The sequence below is a fragment of the Moraxella sp. K127 genome, assembly GCF_015223095.1.
GTDB lineage: Bacteria > Pseudomonadota > Gammaproteobacteria > Pseudomonadales > Moraxellaceae > Moraxella.
This window is the reverse complement of sequence record NZ_JADFBZ010000006.1, coordinates 38,339-55,943: the sequence shown is the minus strand read 5'-3', so window position 1 is coordinate 55,943 and position 17,605 is coordinate 38,339. Positions and strand designations below refer to the sequence as shown.

Below are 17,605 nucleotides of genomic sequence, written 5' to 3'. Positions count from 1 at the left end.
ATTTTTATTGCAAATCAATCATCAAATGGCGACATTCCCTAAGATGACTTGTCCAAAAACTCATCGCCCGTTACCACAAGCTCTTCGTGTCGTACGGTGTCGCTGATGGTTTTGCTGATGTTTTGGCTATATTTGTGCAGGTTTATCTCTTCGGCAACGTGGGTTTCTTTGCTAACCTTGACCACCTCTTTACTGATTAAAATTTCCATAGGTTCACTGATGGGTGTATCATTCACCAGCACGGTAGCAGGTCTGGCATCGTCTAGCATGACCGCATCTGCCAAATCCATTAAATTGTCATTAACAATTTGAATGCTTAGATACTCTTCGGTCAGTTCAACAGGAATATTAACTGTTTTGGTACGAATAACTTTTTCAAGAATTACCTTGCCTGATTGTACTTTTTGGGTATCAACAACCAAACGCTCAGCAAGCAGTTCTAAGGTTTGAGAATTATTCAGTGTGGTCATCTCATCATGTGTGGATTGGGGGTTTGACATGGGTTAATTGTCCTTAATTTTCAACAAATTTTAAATATTGATTTAAATATTAGGCGTTATTTATGTTTTAAAATAATTTTCATCAAACAACACCAAACAATACCAAATGTCATTCATCATACGCTTATTTAAGTTAGGTGATGAATGGTTTTGGGTGAATGAATGTGGTATTTTAGCATGATTATTTAAAAAAATGGTCATCATCAGATGGTAAATAATAACCCCAAAACCCAAAAAAGCCAGAGCATTGCCCTGACTTTTTGGTGGTGGTCGGATTATAGACCACGAGCACGGCGAACTTCATCGGCGGTAATGCCTTCATAGCTAACCACGTTGCCTTCACGGTCAACCACGTTACCTAGGTCGTCCACGTTTAGCTCTTCACGCTGAATGGTTTCCAAAATGGTCTCGGTGCGAGTGCCAGTGGTTTTACCTAGCGTTACTTCTTCGGTAACAAAGGTGTCTTTGCTTACGTTGGCACGTTCTGCTTCTAGCTCAACACTCACCGTGGCAGCCCCAGCATCATCACCGATACGGCGGTCAGTTGGGCGGTTTACGGCAGTACGCTCGATGTGGGCGTGCTCTTCTTGTAGTTCAACTTCAACACGTTGCTCTTCGCTCACCACACGTTTGCCGATACTTGCCACGCCAGAGACGATACGGTCTTTGTTCACAGACAGACGCTCTTCGAGTAGTTCTAGGGTATTGGGTGCGGTGTAGTGGTTTTCGGTCAGCTCAACACGGCTCTCGGCAGGTAGTGTTTCGGCAGCGAAAAACTCACGGTCTTTGGCATATTGCTCTTGGTAGTTATAGACATAATCACGGTCATAGGCTTCCATTGCTTCCGCTTGGTCTTTGGTTAGGCTGTCAAAGTACACGTCATCGCCAACAATGCGAGATAGACCTGCTGGGATAAGCACTTCTTTTGAGCTGAACCAACCGCCTACATCAACGATAAGATAACGCACACGTCCTGTTTCTACTTCTACAAGGGCATCTTCTACTTTACCGATTTTCTCTTCGCCAATGCCATAAGCGGTTTTCCCTGCTGGGTTGTAGTAGTCTGTACCCAATACTTCACGCTCGGTGGCTTCAATGTCTTGTAAACGAACTAAACGGCTCATATATTTCTCCTAAATCATGTTAATAAATGCCTTATGGCAACTTACAAGTGCTTAATGTGCTTGACTTGATGAGTGTATTGTAGGAGGATTTTGAGACGAAAAATAGGATAAGTTGGTAAAAAATAGGGGTTTTTCACGGGTGTTTGGTTCGTCAAATGTAAGACTTGGTAACTTCATGTAAACTGTGAAAAATTGTGTTGGATTGTGTTATGGCTGGGTAATTTTTCATCAAATGGTCATCAAATTTTCATGAAAAAATGGCAGGTTATTTTAAATTTATCTTTATAATTTTATTAAATTAACTTAATAAAATAAGCATGATTGGATAAAAATTATCATAACCCATTGATTTTTATAAAAATAAAATAATTAATGGTATAAATAAAAATGCCAATGATGAGTGCATTGACATTAAAAATCGCCAAAATCCCAAAAATCGGCTATACTAACCGCCATATTAATTTGCCTAACATCACAGATTAGGAAACCCAAATATACCAACACCAAGTAAATACAAGAGAGAAAAACCATGAGCCAACGTTTACAACGCCTAGCCGACCAGATTCAGCGTACCTTATCGGTGCTTATCCGTGATGAGATTAACGACCCACGTCTGACGGGGTTTGTTACCATTTCTAGTGTTAAAGTTAGCCCTGATTTGGGTTATGCCGATGTTTATGTCACCATTTTGGAGCCGTCCAAAAATGGCGATACGGACGGTGGCATGAACATTGATGCTCACCGTGAGAGCCTGCAAGTATTAAAAAACGCCTCGGGCTTTTTGCGTACCGAGCTGTCCGCCACCATGAAAACCCGCACCACGCCACGCCTACGTTTTCACTATGATGAAGTTACCGCTCACGGCAACCACATGATGAATCTGGTGAATGAAGCGATGAAAAAAACAGGCGAGAGCAGTGCCGATGAAGTGGATAACAGCTAATGGCAAAACAAATCGTCTCTGGGGTGCTACTCTTGGATAAGCCAAGCGGTATCAGCTCGCATTCGGCTCTTGCTCAAGCCAAACGCCTGTTTATGTCATCAGACTTTGACAGTAAAAAAGCAGGGCATACAGGCACGCTTGACCCCATGGCGACAGGGCTTTTGCCGATTTGTTTGGGCGATGCGACCAAATTTAGCTCCTTTGGGCTGGACGCTGATAAGGGCTATACCGCCATTATCAAACTTGGCGAGCAGACCGACACAGGCGACAAAGAAGGGCAAGTCATCGCCCAACAGGACATTTTGCCCTTTGACGAGCAGGGGCTTGATGAGCTTGCAGGTAGTTTAATGGGCGAGCAATTACAAACTCCGCCCATGTACTCCGCCCTAAAAAAAGACGGCAAAAAACTCTACGAATACGCCCGAGACGGTATCGAGATAGAGCGAGAGCCACGCCTCATTGTCATTCATCATTTGGCTTTGACCAAATTAAGCGATGATGAAGTCGCCCTTGATGTCATCTGCTCCAAAGGCACTTATGTGCGAGTGCTTGGCGAGACGATTGCTAAGCGTCTTGGCACGGTGGGGCATTTGACCGCTTTGCACCGCACCAGTACGGGCGGATTTGACGTGGCAAATGCCGTAAATCTCAATGATTTGGCGGAGTTGTCATTTGATGAGCGATTTGGCAAACTGTTGCCCATTGATGTCCTGCTTAATCATTTGCCTGTTATCAAATTGACAACAGACGAAACGGCACGCATTAAACTGGGGCAACGGCTAAACATCAAAGACCGCCTTGATGATTTACACTTTACCGATGACATCGCACAGATTCGGCTATATCATGATGATGATTTTGTGGGGCTTGGGCAAGTGGCGATGAGTGGGCGACTGCAACCTGTCAAAGTGATGCAGGGTTAAATATTGGCAAAATCCCTTGTTCTCCACGCAGGGGATTTTGATTTTTGGGGTGTGTCCTAATGCTTTTTTAAAATTTTTATGCTATAATGGCAAAATTGCCTTATCTATGGGGGTAGGGCTTAGGCAAACCTTAGCAATGCAATGTTTGCCTGTATGTATCCGCATTGCGTATTTTAAGGATTAGTTATGCTAACCAACCAACAACGTGAAGAGATTATCGCCAAATTCAAACGTGGCGAAAACGACACTGGTAGCCCAGAAGTGCAAGTGGCTCTATTGACCGCTCGTATCAACGACCTACAAGACCACTTTAAAGCCCACAAAGCTGACCATCATAGCCGTCGTGGTCTTATCCGCATGGTAAACCAACGCCGTAAGCTACTAGACTACCTAAAAGGCAAAGACGCCGGTCGCTACACCGCTCTTATCGGTGAGCTTGGACTACGCCGTTAATTTCAAATTAGGCTGTCTAATTTTGTCAAAAACGGTGTGCGTTTGCGTGCCGTTTTTGTTGTTTTAAGTTTTAACTTATTGATCATGATTGATGAGATTAAGTTTAGAACTCTAAGAGATGTTTTTTAAAGTAGTGAGCATGTTATTAGAGTATGAAAAATCCAGCCAAAAACATCTCTTAGGGCTTTAAATCATCTCATCAATAAAATAAGTGAATTAAAAGGAAAATCTATGTTTAATATCATTCGTCAAGAATTTCAATATGGCAATCAACAAGTCATCCTAGAAACAGGGCGTGTCGCTCGCCAAGCCAATAGCGTGCTTGTGCATATGGGTGATGTGTCGGTGCTGGTGGCAGTTGTGGTACGCCCAGAAGCTGTGGCAGGGCAAAACTTTTTCCCATTGACCGTAAACTACCAAGAAAAAATGTACGCTTCGGGCAAAATCCCCGGGGGCTATGGCAAGCGTGAAGGTCGTGCGTCAGAATTTGAAACTTTGACTTCTCGTTTGATTGACCGCCCAATCCGTCCGCTATTCCCAGAAGGGTATTTTAACGAAATCCAAGTAACGGCAACGGTCATCTCATCGGGCAAAACCCAAGATGCCGACATTGCAGCGATGATTGGTGCGTCTGCGGCATTGGCAATCTCTCCTGCTCCGTTTAGCGGTCCAATCGGGGCGGCTCGTGTGGGCTTTATTGGCAACGAATATATCCTAAACCCAAGCCTTGCCCAGATGAAAGACAGCTCGCTTGACTTAGTCGTGGCAGGTACCAAATCTGCCGTGCTGATGGTTGAGTCAGAAGCGGACGAACTCTCCGAAGACCAAATGCTCGGTGCGGTGCTGTACGGACACGCCCAACAGCAAATCGTCATTGACAACATCAACGCCTTCGCCCAAGCGGTAGGCAATGCCAAAGCCGAATTTGTCGCCCCTGCTATCAATGAAGAGCTAAACGCCCAACTAAAAGAGCAGTTCACCGCCAAAGTCAGCGAAGCCTACACCATTACCGTCAAGCAAGACCGCTATGCTCGCTTAGATGAGCTTGCCACAGAAGCGTTGGCACTGGCTGGCGATGAGAGTGCAGAAGACTATGCCGATAAAGTCGCTCAAATCAAAGAGTTGTTTGAAACCCTAAAATACCGCACCGTGCGTGATAATATCCTATCAGGCAAACCCCGTATTGACGGACGTGATTTAGAGACCGTGCGTGCGTTGGACATTCAAGTGGGCGTGTTGCCTTATACGCATGGTTCTGCCTTGTTTACCCGTGGCGAAACCCAAGCCCTTGTAACGACAACGCTAGGCACAAGCCGTGATGTGAACCTTGTGGATACATTGTCAGGCACCAAGCAAGACCACTTTATGCTACATTATAATTTCCCACATTATTCGGTGGGCGAGACAGGTCGTGAGGGTGGCCCAAAACGCCGTGAAATCGGGCATGGTCGTCTGGCTCGCCGTGGCGTACAAGCGGTACTGCCTAAGGCGGAGCGTTTCCCTTATACCATTCGTGTGGTGTCGGACATTACCGAATCTAACGGTTCGTCATCTATGGCGAGCGTGTGCGGTGCGTCATTGTCGCTTATGGACGCAGGCGTGCCACTAAAAGCCCCTGTGGCAGGTATCGCCATGGGTCTGGTCAAAGAAGGCGAGCGTTTTGCCGTATTGTCCGATATTTTGGGTGATGAAGACCACTTGGGCGATATGGACTTTAAAGTGGCAGGTTCGGTCAATGGTATCACCGCCCTACAAATGGACATTAAGATTGACGGTATTACTGCCGACATCATGGAGCAAGCCCTAAAACAAGCTCACGCAGGGCGTATCCATATCCTAAATGCCATGAACGAAGTCATCGCCACGTCTCGCACCGAGATTAACGCTCACGCTCCAAACTATGCCACCATTGAGATTAACCCTGAAAAAATCCGTGATGTGATTGGTAAGGGTGGGGCGACCATTCGTGCCTTGACCGAAGAGACAGGGGCGACTGTGGATATTGATGACAACGGTACAATCCGTATCTTTGGCGAGTCAAAAGCGTCTACCCGTGCCGCCATTGCCAAGATTGAAGCGATTACCGCCGAAGTGGAAGTGGGTGCGGTCTATACAGGTACAGTGGCTCGCATTGTGGAGTTTGGGGCTTTTGTTACCATTTTACCAGGTACGGACGGCTTGGTGCATATCAGCCAAATCTCTGATGAGCGTGTTGAGAATGTAACCGACTACCTAGCCGAGGGTCAAACCGTCAAAGTTCAAGTGCAAGACATTGACAATCGTGGACGCATTAAGCTAACCATGAAAGGCATTGAGCAGTAATTGCTTGATTGATACAAAAACCGCTCCATAGGGGGCGGTTTTTGTAAATAAACTCTCTTGGTTAGAAAAAATTATAAAACTTTTATTAATGTTGAATGCACAGAGTGCTCTTAAGGAATAATCGGAGTTTACAGTGTTAGATCAATCAATTAATCTTGACAGCTTAAAGTTTGCATTAAATGATTATGAGAAAAACTTCTTATTTAATGACTATTTTCAGCATGGTGAAGACGAGATATTATTGGAATTAATCAATGATTACAGAAAAAATAAACCAATAAGAGCACCAATGAAAGGAAGTTTAAAGGGAAAATCTGTTTATAGTTACTGTGACTTGCGAGAATATCTATTTCAAAAAAGATTTATAACTTCTTTTAAATCTATCAATAAAGTAACTCAACAGAATCGTAATGAGATTGTGTTATCTATTATAGCATTAATACAAGAACATAAGCCTTATAGTATTCTAAGATTGGATATTAAGAGTTTTTATGAGTCAATAGACAGGACTGATTTATTAGAAAAAATCAAACGAGATAAAATTTACTCTGTTGATACGGTAAAGATTTTAGAAAGATTTTTTGAGTGTTTTGAAAGGGAAGGCATTCTTGGATTGCCAAGAGGTTTGCCGATGAGTGCTATTTTAGCAGAATATTATATGAGGAGTTTTGATAAAGCGTGCAAGAGAATGGATGATGTGTTTTTTTATGCTAGATTTGTTGATGATATTATTATTTTTACCACAAATCAAGAAGTGAGAGAGAGTGACTTAGAAGATAAACTGCCTGAAGGCTTGCAATTTAATACCCAAAAAAGCAAAATAATTAAATTTCTTTTTGATAGAAGTTCCACACCTATCAAAGAATCATTCTCATATTTAGGTTATCAATTTACTATTGATTGCAAGAAGAATAAAATTAATTCTTATATTGATATTGCACCAGAAAAAATCAAGAAAATAAAAACAAGAATTATTAAATCTTTTTTGGATTATAATAAGAATAAAAATTTCGATTTATTGCTAAAAAGAATAAAGTTTTTAACAAGTAATTATTTTATTTATAATAAAAATCGTGATACCAAAATCAAAAGTGGTATTTACTACAATTATAAATATATAACCATTGAAAAAATAGATAAATATCAATTAAGCCTTTATAGTTTAGATAAACTTCTACAATCGATAATTTTTAATATAAAAGTACAAAAAGATATTCTTGGTTGTGAGCATTGGCTATCTAATGATGAAAAGGACAAATTATCTAAATATAAATTTATTAATGGTTTTAAATTTAAGAAAATTCAAAAATTATCCCGAAATCCAAAAGAATTCAAACGAATCAATCGTTGTTGGAGTTATTAATATGCGTAAGTCAAAAAATGGTAAAATATTACTTTCTTCGGATGATTTTTATAGAGTTCTGATTACAGATACTCAACCTTACCATATGCCTATAATTTTCAATAACTATGGATTTTACAATGCAATAGATAAAAATAAAAAATCAATTGATTTTTATGAAAATTTCATTGAACCTTTGAATATTTCTAGTTTAAAAAATTGTTTTATTAATGATAGATACACCATACCATTTGAATATCAAATCTCAAAAAACATACATTCATTTCGCTCCTTAAAATTAATTCATCCACTTTATCAACTTAGATTTGTTGATTTTTATAGAAAATTTTATTCTGTTATTTTGTATAATTGCGGTCGTAGTGAGTTTTCCTTGCGTTACCCAAGCAAGGTAAACAGCACTGTTTTTCGATTAAAAAATGATGGTATTTATCAAAAGTTAATGAATGAAAATGATTTGGATGAATTTCGATCAAATGAATATGAAATAGATATTGAAGATAATAATAAAGAATTTGCATCATCTTTTTTTTCATACAGAAAATTTGAGTTTAATTATAAATTCTATGACTCTGTAGAATTTTTACGACTAGAGAAAAAGTTTATTTATTTAACTATGCTGGATGTTGCTCATTGTTTTGATTCTATTTACACACATAGTGTGACTTGGGCAATTAAAGGCAAAAAATATATTAAAGATAATTTGAAAAGTTTAAGTGAAAATAATTCTTTTGAGGATGGTTTTGATAAATTAATGCAATCTATTAATTACAATGAAACAAACGGTATTGTGATAGGTGCCGAGTTTTCTAGAATCTTTGCCGAATTAATTTTTCAGAGAATTGATTTTGAGATTCAAAAAGAGATAGAGAAAAAGTATCAATTAAAACATAATAAACATTATGCCATAAGAAGGTATGTTGATGATTATTGCGTGTTTCTGAAAGAAAGGGGAGATGAGGATAAAATTTTGGAGACGATATCGGATAAATTAAAGTCTTATAATTTATCTTTAAATATGGCTAAGACAAGGTATTTTCAAAGACCGTTTATCACTCAAAGAAGTCGTAATATTACAGAGATTCGCCGTTTTTTATTATCAAAAATGAGTGAAATTTTTTATTTAAAAATGATGAAAATGGTCAGTATTATTTCCTAGATGGGAATAAGTTAAAAAACCCACAGCATAGAGCTAATGAATTTATTGGAGAAATAAAAAGCTATTGGAATGTTAATGATGATTTGAATTCAGGATTTTCCGGGTACGTCATAAAAGCATTTTTATCTCAAACTTTGAAATTTATAAGCCATAGTGATAGGGTTTTAAATGATGAGAAAGATAATTGCAATCCTGTTATAAACTTTTTCTTATTTATTTTTGAAGTATCGTTATATTGTTTTACGATAGAGCCAAATGTCAGTAATTCAATTGAGTTTTCAAAAATTGTTATTTTCATTGATAGGTTTATTGGAAATAATAAACTTCTATTTGATTATCAAGAGCGATTTAGATATAATGCTAGAAATTCATTGCTAGAAATCTTGGATAATGAGTTATCTGGGCAAAAAACAACATTGATAGAAAGATTAAATATTTTATTGACTTACTGTGAAATATCAGAAATTGAAATTGAGCATGGTGATGTTAAGAAGTATTTGTTTGGTGTCAATGGTGATGAATATAATTATTTTAGCCTAATTGTTGCATTATTTATATTTAAAAATAACTACATTTTATTAAAAAATGAAATCATTAATAAGATTAAAGAAAGAATTTCTGAAAATCCAATCCATACACACTCTGAAACTTTTCATTTATACCTTGATTGTATGAGTTGCCCTTATTTGACCAACAATGAAAAAATAGAAATAACAAAAGTCGTTTTACCAGAAGTAAATCGTAATGATAATGCACAAAAAGTTGTGATGGGACTGGAGAAATACAATTGGTTTGTTGATTGGAAGAATATTGATTTTTTAAGATATTTAAAGAAAAAGCAATTGAGAAGTGCTTACTGAAATGTTATAATACAGATGTCTTACCTACAGATATTCGATGTCAATTTATCTTGGCAATACTTGTATTGATGAAAATATCCATTTCTTCAAATTTATCTAAGAAATGGATATGACATTTCTACAGGAGTGCTTTGGCACACACACCATAATGGAGTAGGTAAGACTTTTTTGTTTTTTTGTGGTTTTGTACGGCTTTTAAATGGAAAGACCAGCTCATCACTGGTCTTTTTAGCATTACGCCACATCATAAATCTTACGAATCACTCGCTTAAAGTAAGCAAAGGCATCATCCGCTCCTTTCATGGCGGCTGCTCGCTCGTCATCTGATATAGGCAGGGCATCTATTTTGGCTTTGACTGCACGCCAGTGGGGCATACGTCCGTCTGCATGGGCCGCCAGATGAGACGCACCAAACTCATCTTTTAGGTCAATTTTACCCGCTTCTTTGTACAAAATCGCCGCCCCCACGTTTGAGCCTTCCACGCAGTACAGCCAGCCAATCGCTTCGCTATCGGTAAAAGTGGGCGTTTCTACGTCCTTACCAAAAGGCTCAACTTCTAGGTCTTTCATGTCGGATTTGACACGGTCAAGACGGGCAAGCTCTGCCAAGCCGTCAAGCTGACTGGCTAGCTTTTCATTGTGATAAATGGGGTTTACGGTGCTATGAAACTCATATTGGGCTTGCAAAAATTTGCGGTAGTTGTCATGACTGGCAAAGGGTTGCATGCTCATGACAAGGTTGTCCACGGCATCGTGGGTGGTGCGTGAATGCTCTTTTAGGGCTTCGGTTAGGGTAAGTTCGCTCATAAATCACCTGTGTGAAACGCATATTAAAAACCGATATAAAATAACCTATTTTTATCAATTTGTAAATAAAAAAATAATAATCATTCATGTTTACAAACATACCTTATTTGTGCTATGCTGTATCGCTCTATAAGGTGGGTGATTTTTATTTTCAATATTTTAAATCTCGCACTGATTGCCAAAGTGCTATAATAGGGCTTTTATGACAAGATGAGCCTGCCTGCCGTCTTGCCGATAGCAGGTATCAGCCTGCCTTGATTGTTGTATTGCCATGTCCGACCACATCGACCCTGATTATACCGACCCCGACCATACCCCATCATCACGACCGTCCAAACACGACATACATCAGAATGTCTTGTTACGTTGGGCGTTTTTTATCATGGGGTTTATTTTTGTGGGACTTGGGATTTTGGGGGCGATACTGCCCGGTATGCCGACCACGGTATTTATCCTGCTGGCAGGTTACTGCTGGGCGAAAAGCTCTCGGCGGTTTCATGGCTGGCTAATGCGACATAAGATTTTTGGCAAAATGCTCATCGACTGGGAAGAGCGACGTGCCATGCCACGCTTTGCCAAATATCTGGCGTGGAGCATGATGACGATATCCAGTGTGTTTTTGTTTTGGCGACTGCCTGCGGATAAGCTGTGGGTGGCGGTGCTGACAAGTGGGATTTGTCTGGTGACTGCCATTTGGATGTATCGCCTGCCTGACGCTTAGCACGCCTGACGCCTTGTCCTGTGGTTATTTTGTGCTATAATGCTTATCAACCAAAAAGCACGGACAGCCATCATGGACAGATTTAATTTCAATTTTGCCCCCTACAACACCCTAACCCCCACCGAACAAAAACAACTGCAAAAACAAGTCCAAATCGTCTTTTTTGATGACAATGCTCCCATCATTACCGCAGGCGAGCCGATGGACGCTCTGTATGTCGTCATCAAAGGCGTGGTCAAAGAGCTTGGCGATGATGGCGACGTGGTGGCGTTGTACCGCACCAATGACAGTTTTGAGACACGGGCGTTGTTTGAAAATGTCAGTCCGCACAGCTTTATTTGTGCCGAGCAATGCCTTGTCTATGCCTTGCCTAAGTCCTTGATTTTAAATCTAATAAGCTCAAACGTGCGTTTTGGGGCGTATTTTTATACAGGCATTGCCGAGCGGTTATCCAGCATCACTTGGCACGAAGGGCATGAGCTATCTCAGCTTTTTCATGCCAAGGTATCGGACGCTTTTCATCATGACACGTTGTGGGCAGATGGGGGCATGAGCCTTGCCGAGCTTGCTCGCCTGATGCGTGAACACAAAGCCAAATCGGTGCTGGTACGCCATGATGACAAGGTGGGGCTGATTACCGAATCGGTATTTCGTGATGTCGTGGCAAATGGGGCGGACACAGGTGGGGCGATTTTTACTCATGCCAACTTTGGGCTTGTTGGGATTGGCGGAGATGACTTTTTGTTCAATGCCTTGCTTACCATGATGAATCACCGCATTCAACGCCTTGTGGTCAAGGATGATGGGCAGATTGTGGGGATTTTGGAGCAGATGGATATTTTGGCATATCTGTCAAGCCATAGCCATTTGGTTGCCGAGCGGTTGCACCGAGCGGACAGCCTTGACGAGCTTGCCAAAATTGCCCACAGCATGAATCAGTCCATCTCATCCTTGCAAGCCAGTGGCATGAGTGCCGTTCAGCTTGCCCGCCTGATGCAAGTGCTAAACGGACAACTGTTTGAAAAAGCATGGCAGATGATAGCACCGCCTGACATGGTCGCCAAGACGTGCCTTGTCGTCATGGGGTCGGAAGGGCGTGGCGAGCAGGTGTTAAAGACCGACCAAGACAACGCCCTAATCGCCGATGATGACGTGGACATGACTGCCTTGCATGAATATGCGGTGAAGTTCTCCGATACGCTTGATAAGTTCGGCTATCCGCCATGTATGGGCGGAATTATGGTATCCAATCCCAAATGGTGTCAGACGGTCAGCGACTTTAAACGCACGGTCGCCCATTGGTGCAAAAGTGCCGATGGCGAGAGTCTCATGGACATGGCGATATTTTTGGACGCACGGACGGTGGCAGGTAAGGCGGATTTACTTGATGAAGTCAAACACCATCTGAACGCCCATTTGGATAAAGACGTGGGTATGCAGATGAATTTTGCCCGTGCGATTATGCAGTTTGATGAGCATAATCGGGGCTTTTTTGCCAAAATGCTTGGTAAGACGGACAATCACAAAATGGACATCAAAAAAATGGGGCTGTTCCCTGTCGTGCATGGCGTGCGTGCGTTGGCATTAAAGGCAAGGATAGACGAGACCAGCACCTTTGAGCGACTTATTGCCCTAAAAAATCAAGGCGTTATCAGTGACACGCTCGCCAAAGATACGGTAGACGCTCTGGGGTATCTGATGAACATTCGCCTAAATGCAGGGCTATTTTATGTGCGAAATGGCGAGCCGATTAGCCCCAATCAGGTGGATACCGAGCTACTTTCTACCTTGGAGCGTGATTTGTTAAAAGATGCGTTGGCGGTGGTCAAACGCTTTAAACATGAAGTTAAATCGCAGTTTGGACTGCATAATGTGTGATGATAAATTGACGCAAACACTCATCTAAATACAACACACAGGCAGGGCGGGCTATTATCCGTCCTAACCATGCTTTAAAATAATGCCTTTAAAATAACATCTTTAACATCATTTCTTTTAACATCATTTCTTTTAACATTATTTCTTTTAACATTATTCCTTGGGCTGTATTACCACTGGTAACACCAAACCACGCCCAAACTCGTCGGCAAAGACATAATCAAACTTATCCGCCACGACATCGGGAGTGGTCGTGATAACAAGCGTCATGTCTGCCCCGTCGGTGAGCTGATGAGTGATGTATCTGCCATCTCTTAATTGGTCTAGGATTTTACTTAGCACTTCGGGGCTTGCCATGGCGATGACCATGCTGTGCTGGGCTTGTTTGTCCGTGATGTCATAGGCTTTGGCGTAGTTTTTTACCGCCATGCTGTCAAGGGCGATGGGGTAGTCATACGTTGCCGTGTCCGCCTCAGGTGTGTCGGTGAGAATGTGGGTCTTGTCAAGGGCGATTTTGCCGTCAGCGGTGGTTAGTGGCTGTACATCAGGCAAGGCGGACGGGTCGGATGTGCTAAGCTCACTGGCAAGGGCTTGTAAGTCGTGGGGGTTCTCGGGAGCGGACGGCTCGCTCGGTTGCTCGGCAGGCGACTGACTTGTGGTAGGGGCAAAGTTATGCTCGGTGGCGGATTTGTCGCAGGCACACAGGGCAAGCATGGCGACCAAAAGGGGGATGTATTTCATGATAATCCTTATGAGTTAAAGCGTGATACGTCTTGGCAGGGCTGACTGATATAACTGCCCACGGTGGCGATGTGCCTGTGTGCTCGGCAAGGGTTTTAAGTGGTGAGTGCAGTCGTCTTGGAGTGGGTTTGGCAGGGTTTTGTCGGGGTCATCTAGGTCTTGGGTCATGGTCGGCAAGCAAAATTTTTGGTAAATTTTATCAAAATCAACCAATGTTTGCAAAAATTAGTCATGATGATAAAGTTCAAAACTTTATCAAAAAACCTTTTATAATACATCATCTTTTACCAGTACACCAACCAAGTCATGAGCTTTGCCCTGCCACGCCAATTTATCCCACCCAAAAACACCTTTGCCCTAGGCGTAACCCTTGCTATCTTGTCCAATGTCATGTTTGCCATGGTCTATGCCTATGGCAAGTGGCTACCGCCCTTGACGGGGACGGCGGTGTTTTTGTGGCGGATGGTCATGATGTGGGGGTGTTTGGTGATACTCATCAGCACGCTTGGCAAATGGGAATTTGTGTTGGGCGGGCTGTCTCGGGTCAAGGGGGTTCGGGGCTGGGCGTGGCTACTTGCTCCCACGCCCATTCTTGCCAGTCAGTTGTGGCTGTTTGTCTATGCACCCCTAAACGGTCATGGTGTGGCGGTGTCTATGGGCTATTTTTTGTTCCCGCTTGTCATGGTGCTGGTCGGCTTTGTCATGGGCGAGAGACTAACTCGCTTGCAGTGGCTGGCGGTGGCGTGTGCAGGTGTGGGTGTGGGCATGGAGATTGTGCGGACGGGGCAGGTCAGCTGGGCGACGTTTTGGGTGTGTTTGGCTTATCCGATTTTTTATGTGATGAGACGGCGACAAAATATCCCTGCCTTGACGGGGCTGTTTGTGGATTTGAGTATCATTGCCCCCATTTGCCTTGTGGCGTTGTGTTTTCATGAGTCTGCAATGTCGGCGGTTATCGGCTCGCCTGTGATGATATTCAAGGTCATCGGTTTGGGGCTCATTAGCGTATTATCGCAACAGGCGAACCTAGAAGCCAACCGCTTACTGCCCACGTCTTTGTTTGGATTGCTCGGTTATCTTGAACCTGCGTTGCTGTTTGTCCTTGCCATTACGGTGCTGGGCGGGGTGTTTGAATGGCAAATGCTGACAATTTTTGGGCTGATTTGGGTGGGGATTATTTGTTTGTTGATACAGGGTGTGGCAAAGCGGTTGGGGTGGTAATATCAGGCTAAATGTGTTTAATCAGTACCTTAGAATTTCGCCCATTTTGCCATTGTTTAAACCGCTCACAAGGTAACTCATTTGGGGTGGTTTCGCTAAATCCATGTTCAATAAACCAATGCAAGGTGCGTGTGGTCAGGGCAAACAGGCGGGATTTGCCTTTGTGTTTGGAACTTTGCTCGGCAAATTTTAAAAGGTTTGCCCCACGCTCGCCACTGCGATAGTCGCCATGCATGGCAACGCTGGCAATCTCCACGCTCTCATCGTCTAGCTCATGCATGGCGATACAGCCGATGATTTTGCCGTCTCGCTCCATGACGCTAAATTCATCTATCATCTCTTCTAGGCGTTCACGACTGCGAGCAACCAAAATGCCTTGCTCTTCTAGGGGGCGAATGATTGCCATGATACCAATGATGTCAAGGGCGGTGGCTTGCCTGATATGGTCGTAGTCGCTTTGGCTTATCATCGTGCCACGCCCGTCGGTGGTAAATAGCTCGCCCAGCAAGGCATCATCTTTGTCAAAGTCAATGAGCTGAACACGCCCCACACCATGCTGGCAGGCGTGAATGGCGTGCGTGAGTGTGGGGGCGAGCGTGGATGTGGGGATGAGCTTGTGGGCTTCTGTGGCGGTCAACTCCTTGATGAGCGAGCCGTGCGAGTCGGTCAGGCTTTTGCCTAAGATGATGAGCTTATCCGCCACCAGCGATGTGGCGATGTGCGTGGCGACATCTAGGGCATCAAGGTTAAACAAATCGCCCGTTGCCGAAAAGCCGATGGAGTTGGCGATGACGATGTGATGATTGTCAAGGCTGTGTTTGATGGCTTTGGTGTCGATACGGCGGACTTCGCCCGTCTGCATAAAGTCCACGCCATGACGTACGCCAAAGGGTTTGGCATTGACAAAGTTGCCTGTTACTGTGCTGATTTTTGCCCCAAATAGGGGGGTGTTGGCAAGCCCTTTGGAAAACTCGCCTTGGATTTTTAGGGTGAGCTGTCCGACCACCGCCAAAATGGTCGGCATGGCAGATGTGGGAGTAACACGCACGCCATGACAAAAGGGTGTGTCATCGGTGAGTCCCGCCTGTGCTAGGGCATCATTTATCTGCACCCTTGCCCCATGTACCAGCACCAAGCGAATGCCCAAGCTGTGCAGTAGTGCCAAATCCTGCACCAACGTGGCAAAGCTGTCATGGGCGACCGCTTCACTGGTCATCATGACGACAAAGGTCTTGCCCCTGTGGGTGTTGATGTAGGGCAGAGAGTGGCGAAACCAGTGGATGGGATTTGGGTGGGTCATGGCGTGCTGTTATGATGTGTTTGGCAAATTTTACCATAAAATCACATCAAAACTGTCAAATTATTATCGCTCATTTTTTATCTTTGCCTTTTGCTGTTTTTGCCATGCCATAAAAACAAAAACAAGTGATGTGTGATATGCCCAATCATGGCAAAAGTTACCATAAATAAACGCACGCTTAACGCATGTAACAGCTTTTCGTGTTATCATGAGCAACGTTTATTATTTGTGTCATTTATTGTGATGAAGGAATGCTTATGACTATCCAAATGTTGCGTGGCGGTGTTGCTGTGTTGTCCTTGACTGCCTTGTCAGTTGCCATGTCGGCTCATGCCATGCTACCCACCCCGACCGAGACCCCCGCCCTAAATCAGACAAATGCAGGGGGCGAGATTAGCTATACTGCCAACCCCCAAGCCAATCCGAATGCCCCAACGCTAAACACCCCAACGGCAGGCAGGGTGGTCACGGTCACACCGCACAGCACCCCCATTCACAATCCATTGGCTCAAAATCCTACCCCTGCCGCCACCCCGATGGCGGTCAGTCCCTTGCAAGCCCCTGTGGCATTTCCTGCACCCAATATCCCTGCCAGTCCTGCCACACCTGCGACTGCTTCGACAGCTTATGCAACTGGCATTCAGAACCCAGCCCAACAAGTCCCCACTCAAACCCAAAACCTTGCTCAAACCCAAACCCCCCAACGTCAAGGCTCATCAGTAGGGATTCAAAGCGTGGTGAATGCGTTCATCGTGCAAAACATCAATGGTCAGGAGACGCTAACCCCCATTAATGCTGGTACGCCCGTCAAGTCAGGCGACATCTTAGAATATCAAGGTTTGTTCACCAACAACAGCTCGGAGCGGGTGCGTTCGATGGATGTTACCCTAAGCATTGCCGATGGTTTGGAGTTGGTTGGCGGTATCCACCCCAGATTTCCCCATGCGACCATTGATGGCAGTCGCTTTGTCCGCTCGCCCATTCGTGCCAACGTGGGCGGACAAGTCCAAGAGTTACCCCTGTCGAATTATAAAGCCCTAAGATGGACGCTAGAAGACATCGGTCTTGGTGGTACGAGTGTGGTTAAATATCGTGCCAAGGTAAAATAAACCACAATAAAACCAAACAAATATGGTTTTAAAACTTTAAAATGACGGCTTTGGGTCGTCATTTTTTGTGTGTTTGTTTTTAAAAATCATGGTTTAAAAGTGTGGTGTGAAAAGATGTTTTTAAAAAGTCATGACATGCCAGCGAGATAAGGCTGTTTTTACGGGTGTTTTTATAAAAGTTGCT

At 43.4% G+C, this 17,605-nt stretch carries 17 protein-coding genes; 11 read left to right on the top strand and 6 right to left on the bottom strand.

All coding sequences use genetic code 11. From position 1 onward, the window contains the following. Positions 1–38: 38 nt before the first annotated feature. Together IM753_RS02410 and IM753_RS02405 are read right to left on the bottom strand one after the other, a co-directional pair. Entirely contained in the window at positions 39–500 is a 462-nt protein-coding gene (locus tag IM753_RS02410) for a YsnF/AvaK domain-containing protein (protein ID WP_062498832.1), read from the bottom strand. Between the two features lie 275 nt (positions 501–775). Then, positions 776–1,624, bottom strand: a complete 849-nt coding sequence (locus IM753_RS02405; protein WP_065255115.1) for a DUF2382 domain-containing protein — start codon at positions 1,622–1,624, stop codon at positions 776–778. 529 nt (positions 1,625–2,153) lie between these two features. Here IM753_RS02405 and IM753_RS02400 point away from each other — a divergent pair. The 7 genes from IM753_RS02400 (at position 2,154) to IM753_RS02370 (ending at position 9,644) form a co-directional block, all read left to right on the top strand. After that, the gene (locus IM753_RS02400) at positions 2,154–2,567 is read left to right on the top strand and encodes a ribosome-binding factor A (protein ID WP_194108571.1); all 414 of its coding nucleotides are present in this window, start codon (positions 2,154–2,156) and stop codon (positions 2,565–2,567) included. Then, a complete protein-coding gene (gene truB, locus IM753_RS02395) occupies positions 2,567–3,490 on the top strand; it encodes a tRNA pseudouridine(55) synthase TruB (RefSeq protein ID WP_194108570.1) in 924 nt (307 codons plus the stop codon). The genes IM753_RS02400 and truB overlap by 1 nt, the downstream gene beginning before the upstream one ends. Before the next feature lie 186 nt (positions 3,491–3,676). Continuing rightward, positions 3,677–3,943, top strand: coding sequence for a 30S ribosomal protein S15 (rpsO, locus tag IM753_RS02390; RefSeq protein WP_065255111.1), 267 nt, complete (start codon positions 3,677–3,679; stop codon positions 3,941–3,943). Between the two features lie 231 nt (positions 3,944–4,174). Continuing rightward, positions 4,175–6,265: a polyribonucleotide nucleotidyltransferase gene (gene pnp / locus IM753_RS02385; RefSeq protein ID WP_194108569.1), complete on the top strand. Its 2,091-nt coding sequence runs from the start codon at positions 4,175–4,177 to the stop codon at positions 6,263–6,265. A gap of 133 nt (positions 6,266–6,398) precedes the next feature. After that, on the top strand, positions 6,399–7,628 hold the full coding sequence (gene drt3a, locus IM753_RS02380) for an antiviral reverse transcriptase Drt3a (protein WP_194108568.1): 1,230 nt from the start codon (positions 6,399–6,401) through the stop codon (positions 7,626–7,628). A 1-nt stretch (position 7,629) separates the two neighbouring features. Beyond that, positions 7,630–8,784: an antiviral reverse transcriptase Drt3b gene (gene drt3b / locus IM753_RS02375; RefSeq protein ID WP_194108567.1), complete on the top strand. Its 1,155-nt coding sequence runs from the start codon at positions 7,630–7,632 to the stop codon at positions 8,782–8,784. A gap of 83 nt (positions 8,785–8,867) precedes the next feature. Then, entirely contained in the window at positions 8,868–9,644 is a 777-nt protein-coding gene (locus tag IM753_RS02370) for a hypothetical protein (RefSeq protein ID WP_194108566.1), read from the top strand. Between the two features lie 234 nt (positions 9,645–9,878). On the opposite strand, the gene IM753_RS02365 is transcribed toward IM753_RS02370, so the two are convergent. After that, the gene (locus IM753_RS02365) at positions 9,879–10,451 is read right to left on the bottom strand and encodes a biliverdin-producing heme oxygenase (protein ID WP_194108565.1); all 573 of its coding nucleotides are present in this window, start codon (positions 10,449–10,451) and stop codon (positions 9,879–9,881) included. 271 nt (positions 10,452–10,722) lie between these two features. Between IM753_RS02365 and IM753_RS02360 the strand changes: the two genes are divergently transcribed. Next, positions 10,723–11,172 (top strand): YbaN family protein, encoded by a 450-nt coding sequence (locus tag IM753_RS02360; RefSeq protein WP_083108270.1) that lies wholly within the window; start codon positions 10,723–10,725, stop codon positions 11,170–11,172. Between the two features lie 72 nt (positions 11,173–11,244). Further along, the gene (locus IM753_RS02355) at positions 11,245–13,050 is read left to right on the top strand and encodes a DUF294 nucleotidyltransferase-like domain-containing protein (protein ID WP_194108564.1); all 1,806 of its coding nucleotides are present in this window, start codon (positions 11,245–11,247) and stop codon (positions 13,048–13,050) included. A gap of 153 nt (positions 13,051–13,203) precedes the next feature. On the opposite strand, the gene IM753_RS02350 is transcribed toward IM753_RS02355, so the two are convergent. Both IM753_RS02350 and IM753_RS02345 read right to left on the bottom strand, forming a co-directional pair. After that, the gene (locus IM753_RS02350; protein WP_194108563.1) at positions 13,204–13,791 is read right to left on the bottom strand and encodes a hypothetical protein; all 588 of its coding nucleotides are present in this window, start codon (positions 13,789–13,791) and stop codon (positions 13,204–13,206) included. Positions 13,792–13,806: 15 nt separating this feature from the next. Continuing rightward, a complete protein-coding gene (locus IM753_RS02345; protein ID WP_194108562.1) occupies positions 13,807–13,959 on the bottom strand; it encodes a hypothetical protein in 153 nt (50 codons plus the stop codon). Between the two features lie 138 nt (positions 13,960–14,097). On the opposite strand from IM753_RS02345, the gene rarD reads away from it, so the two are divergent. After that, positions 14,098–15,012, top strand: a complete 915-nt coding sequence (gene rarD / locus IM753_RS02340) for an EamA family transporter RarD (RefSeq protein WP_194108561.1) — start codon at positions 14,098–14,100, stop codon at positions 15,010–15,012. A gap of 7 nt (positions 15,013–15,019) precedes the next feature. On the opposite strand, the gene argA is transcribed toward rarD, so the two are convergent. Next, complete coding sequence (argA, locus tag IM753_RS02335; protein WP_194108560.1) at positions 15,020–16,312, bottom strand: amino-acid N-acetyltransferase; 1,293 nt, start codon at positions 16,310–16,312, stop codon at positions 15,020–15,022. Between the two features lie 257 nt (positions 16,313–16,569). Here argA and IM753_RS12930 point away from each other — a divergent pair, with 257 nt between their 5' ends. Then, entirely contained in the window at positions 16,570–17,421 is an 852-nt protein-coding gene (locus tag IM753_RS12930) for a hypothetical protein (protein WP_227713051.1), read from the top strand. The last annotated feature ends 184 nt before the right edge of the window (positions 17,422–17,605 follow it).

What these genes read in the sequence shown, in the direction of transcription:
- pnp (WP_194108569.1), top strand. Translation starts at nt 4,175, where the DNA reads ATGTTTAATATCATTCGTCAAGAATTTCAATATGGCAATCAACAAGTC.
- IM753_RS02355 (WP_194108564.1), top strand. Translation starts at nt 11,245, where the DNA reads ATGGACAGATTTAATTTCAATTTTGCCCCCTACAACACCCTAACCCCC.
- IM753_RS02400 (WP_194108571.1), top strand. Translation starts at nt 2,154, where the DNA reads ATGAGCCAACGTTTACAACGCCTAGCCGACCAGATTCAGCGTACCTTA.
- IM753_RS12930 (WP_227713051.1), top strand. Translation starts at nt 16,570, where the DNA reads ATGACTATCCAAATGTTGCGTGGCGGTGTTGCTGTGTTGTCCTTGACT.
- IM753_RS02360 (WP_083108270.1), top strand. Translation starts at nt 10,723, where the DNA reads ATGTCCGACCACATCGACCCTGATTATACCGACCCCGACCATACCCCA.
- drt3b (WP_194108567.1), top strand. Translation starts at nt 7,630, where the DNA reads ATGCGTAAGTCAAAAAATGGTAAAATATTACTTTCTTCGGATGATTTT.
- IM753_RS02405 (WP_065255115.1), bottom strand. Translation starts at nt 1,624, where the DNA reads ATGAGCCGTTTAGTTCGTTTACAAGACATTGAAGCCACCGAGCGTGAA.
- IM753_RS02365 (WP_194108565.1), bottom strand. Translation starts at nt 10,451, where the DNA reads ATGAGCGAACTTACCCTAACCGAAGCCCTAAAAGAGCATTCACGCACC.
- rarD (WP_194108561.1), top strand. Translation starts at nt 14,098, where the DNA reads ATGAGCTTTGCCCTGCCACGCCAATTTATCCCACCCAAAAACACCTTT.
- argA (WP_194108560.1), bottom strand. Translation starts at nt 16,312, where the DNA reads ATGACCCACCCAAATCCCATCCACTGGTTTCGCCACTCTCTGCCCTAC.
- truB (WP_194108570.1), top strand. Translation starts at nt 2,567, where the DNA reads ATGGCAAAACAAATCGTCTCTGGGGTGCTACTCTTGGATAAGCCAAGC.
- rpsO (WP_065255111.1), top strand. Translation starts at nt 3,677, where the DNA reads ATGCTAACCAACCAACAACGTGAAGAGATTATCGCCAAATTCAAACGT.
- IM753_RS02345 (WP_194108562.1), bottom strand. Translation starts at nt 13,959, where the DNA reads ATGACCCAAGACCTAGATGACCCCGACAAAACCCTGCCAAACCCACTC.
- IM753_RS02350 (WP_194108563.1), bottom strand. Translation starts at nt 13,791, where the DNA reads ATGAAATACATCCCCCTTTTGGTCGCCATGCTTGCCCTGTGTGCCTGC.
- IM753_RS02410 (WP_062498832.1), bottom strand. Translation starts at nt 500, where the DNA reads ATGTCAAACCCCCAATCCACACATGATGAGATGACCACACTGAATAAT.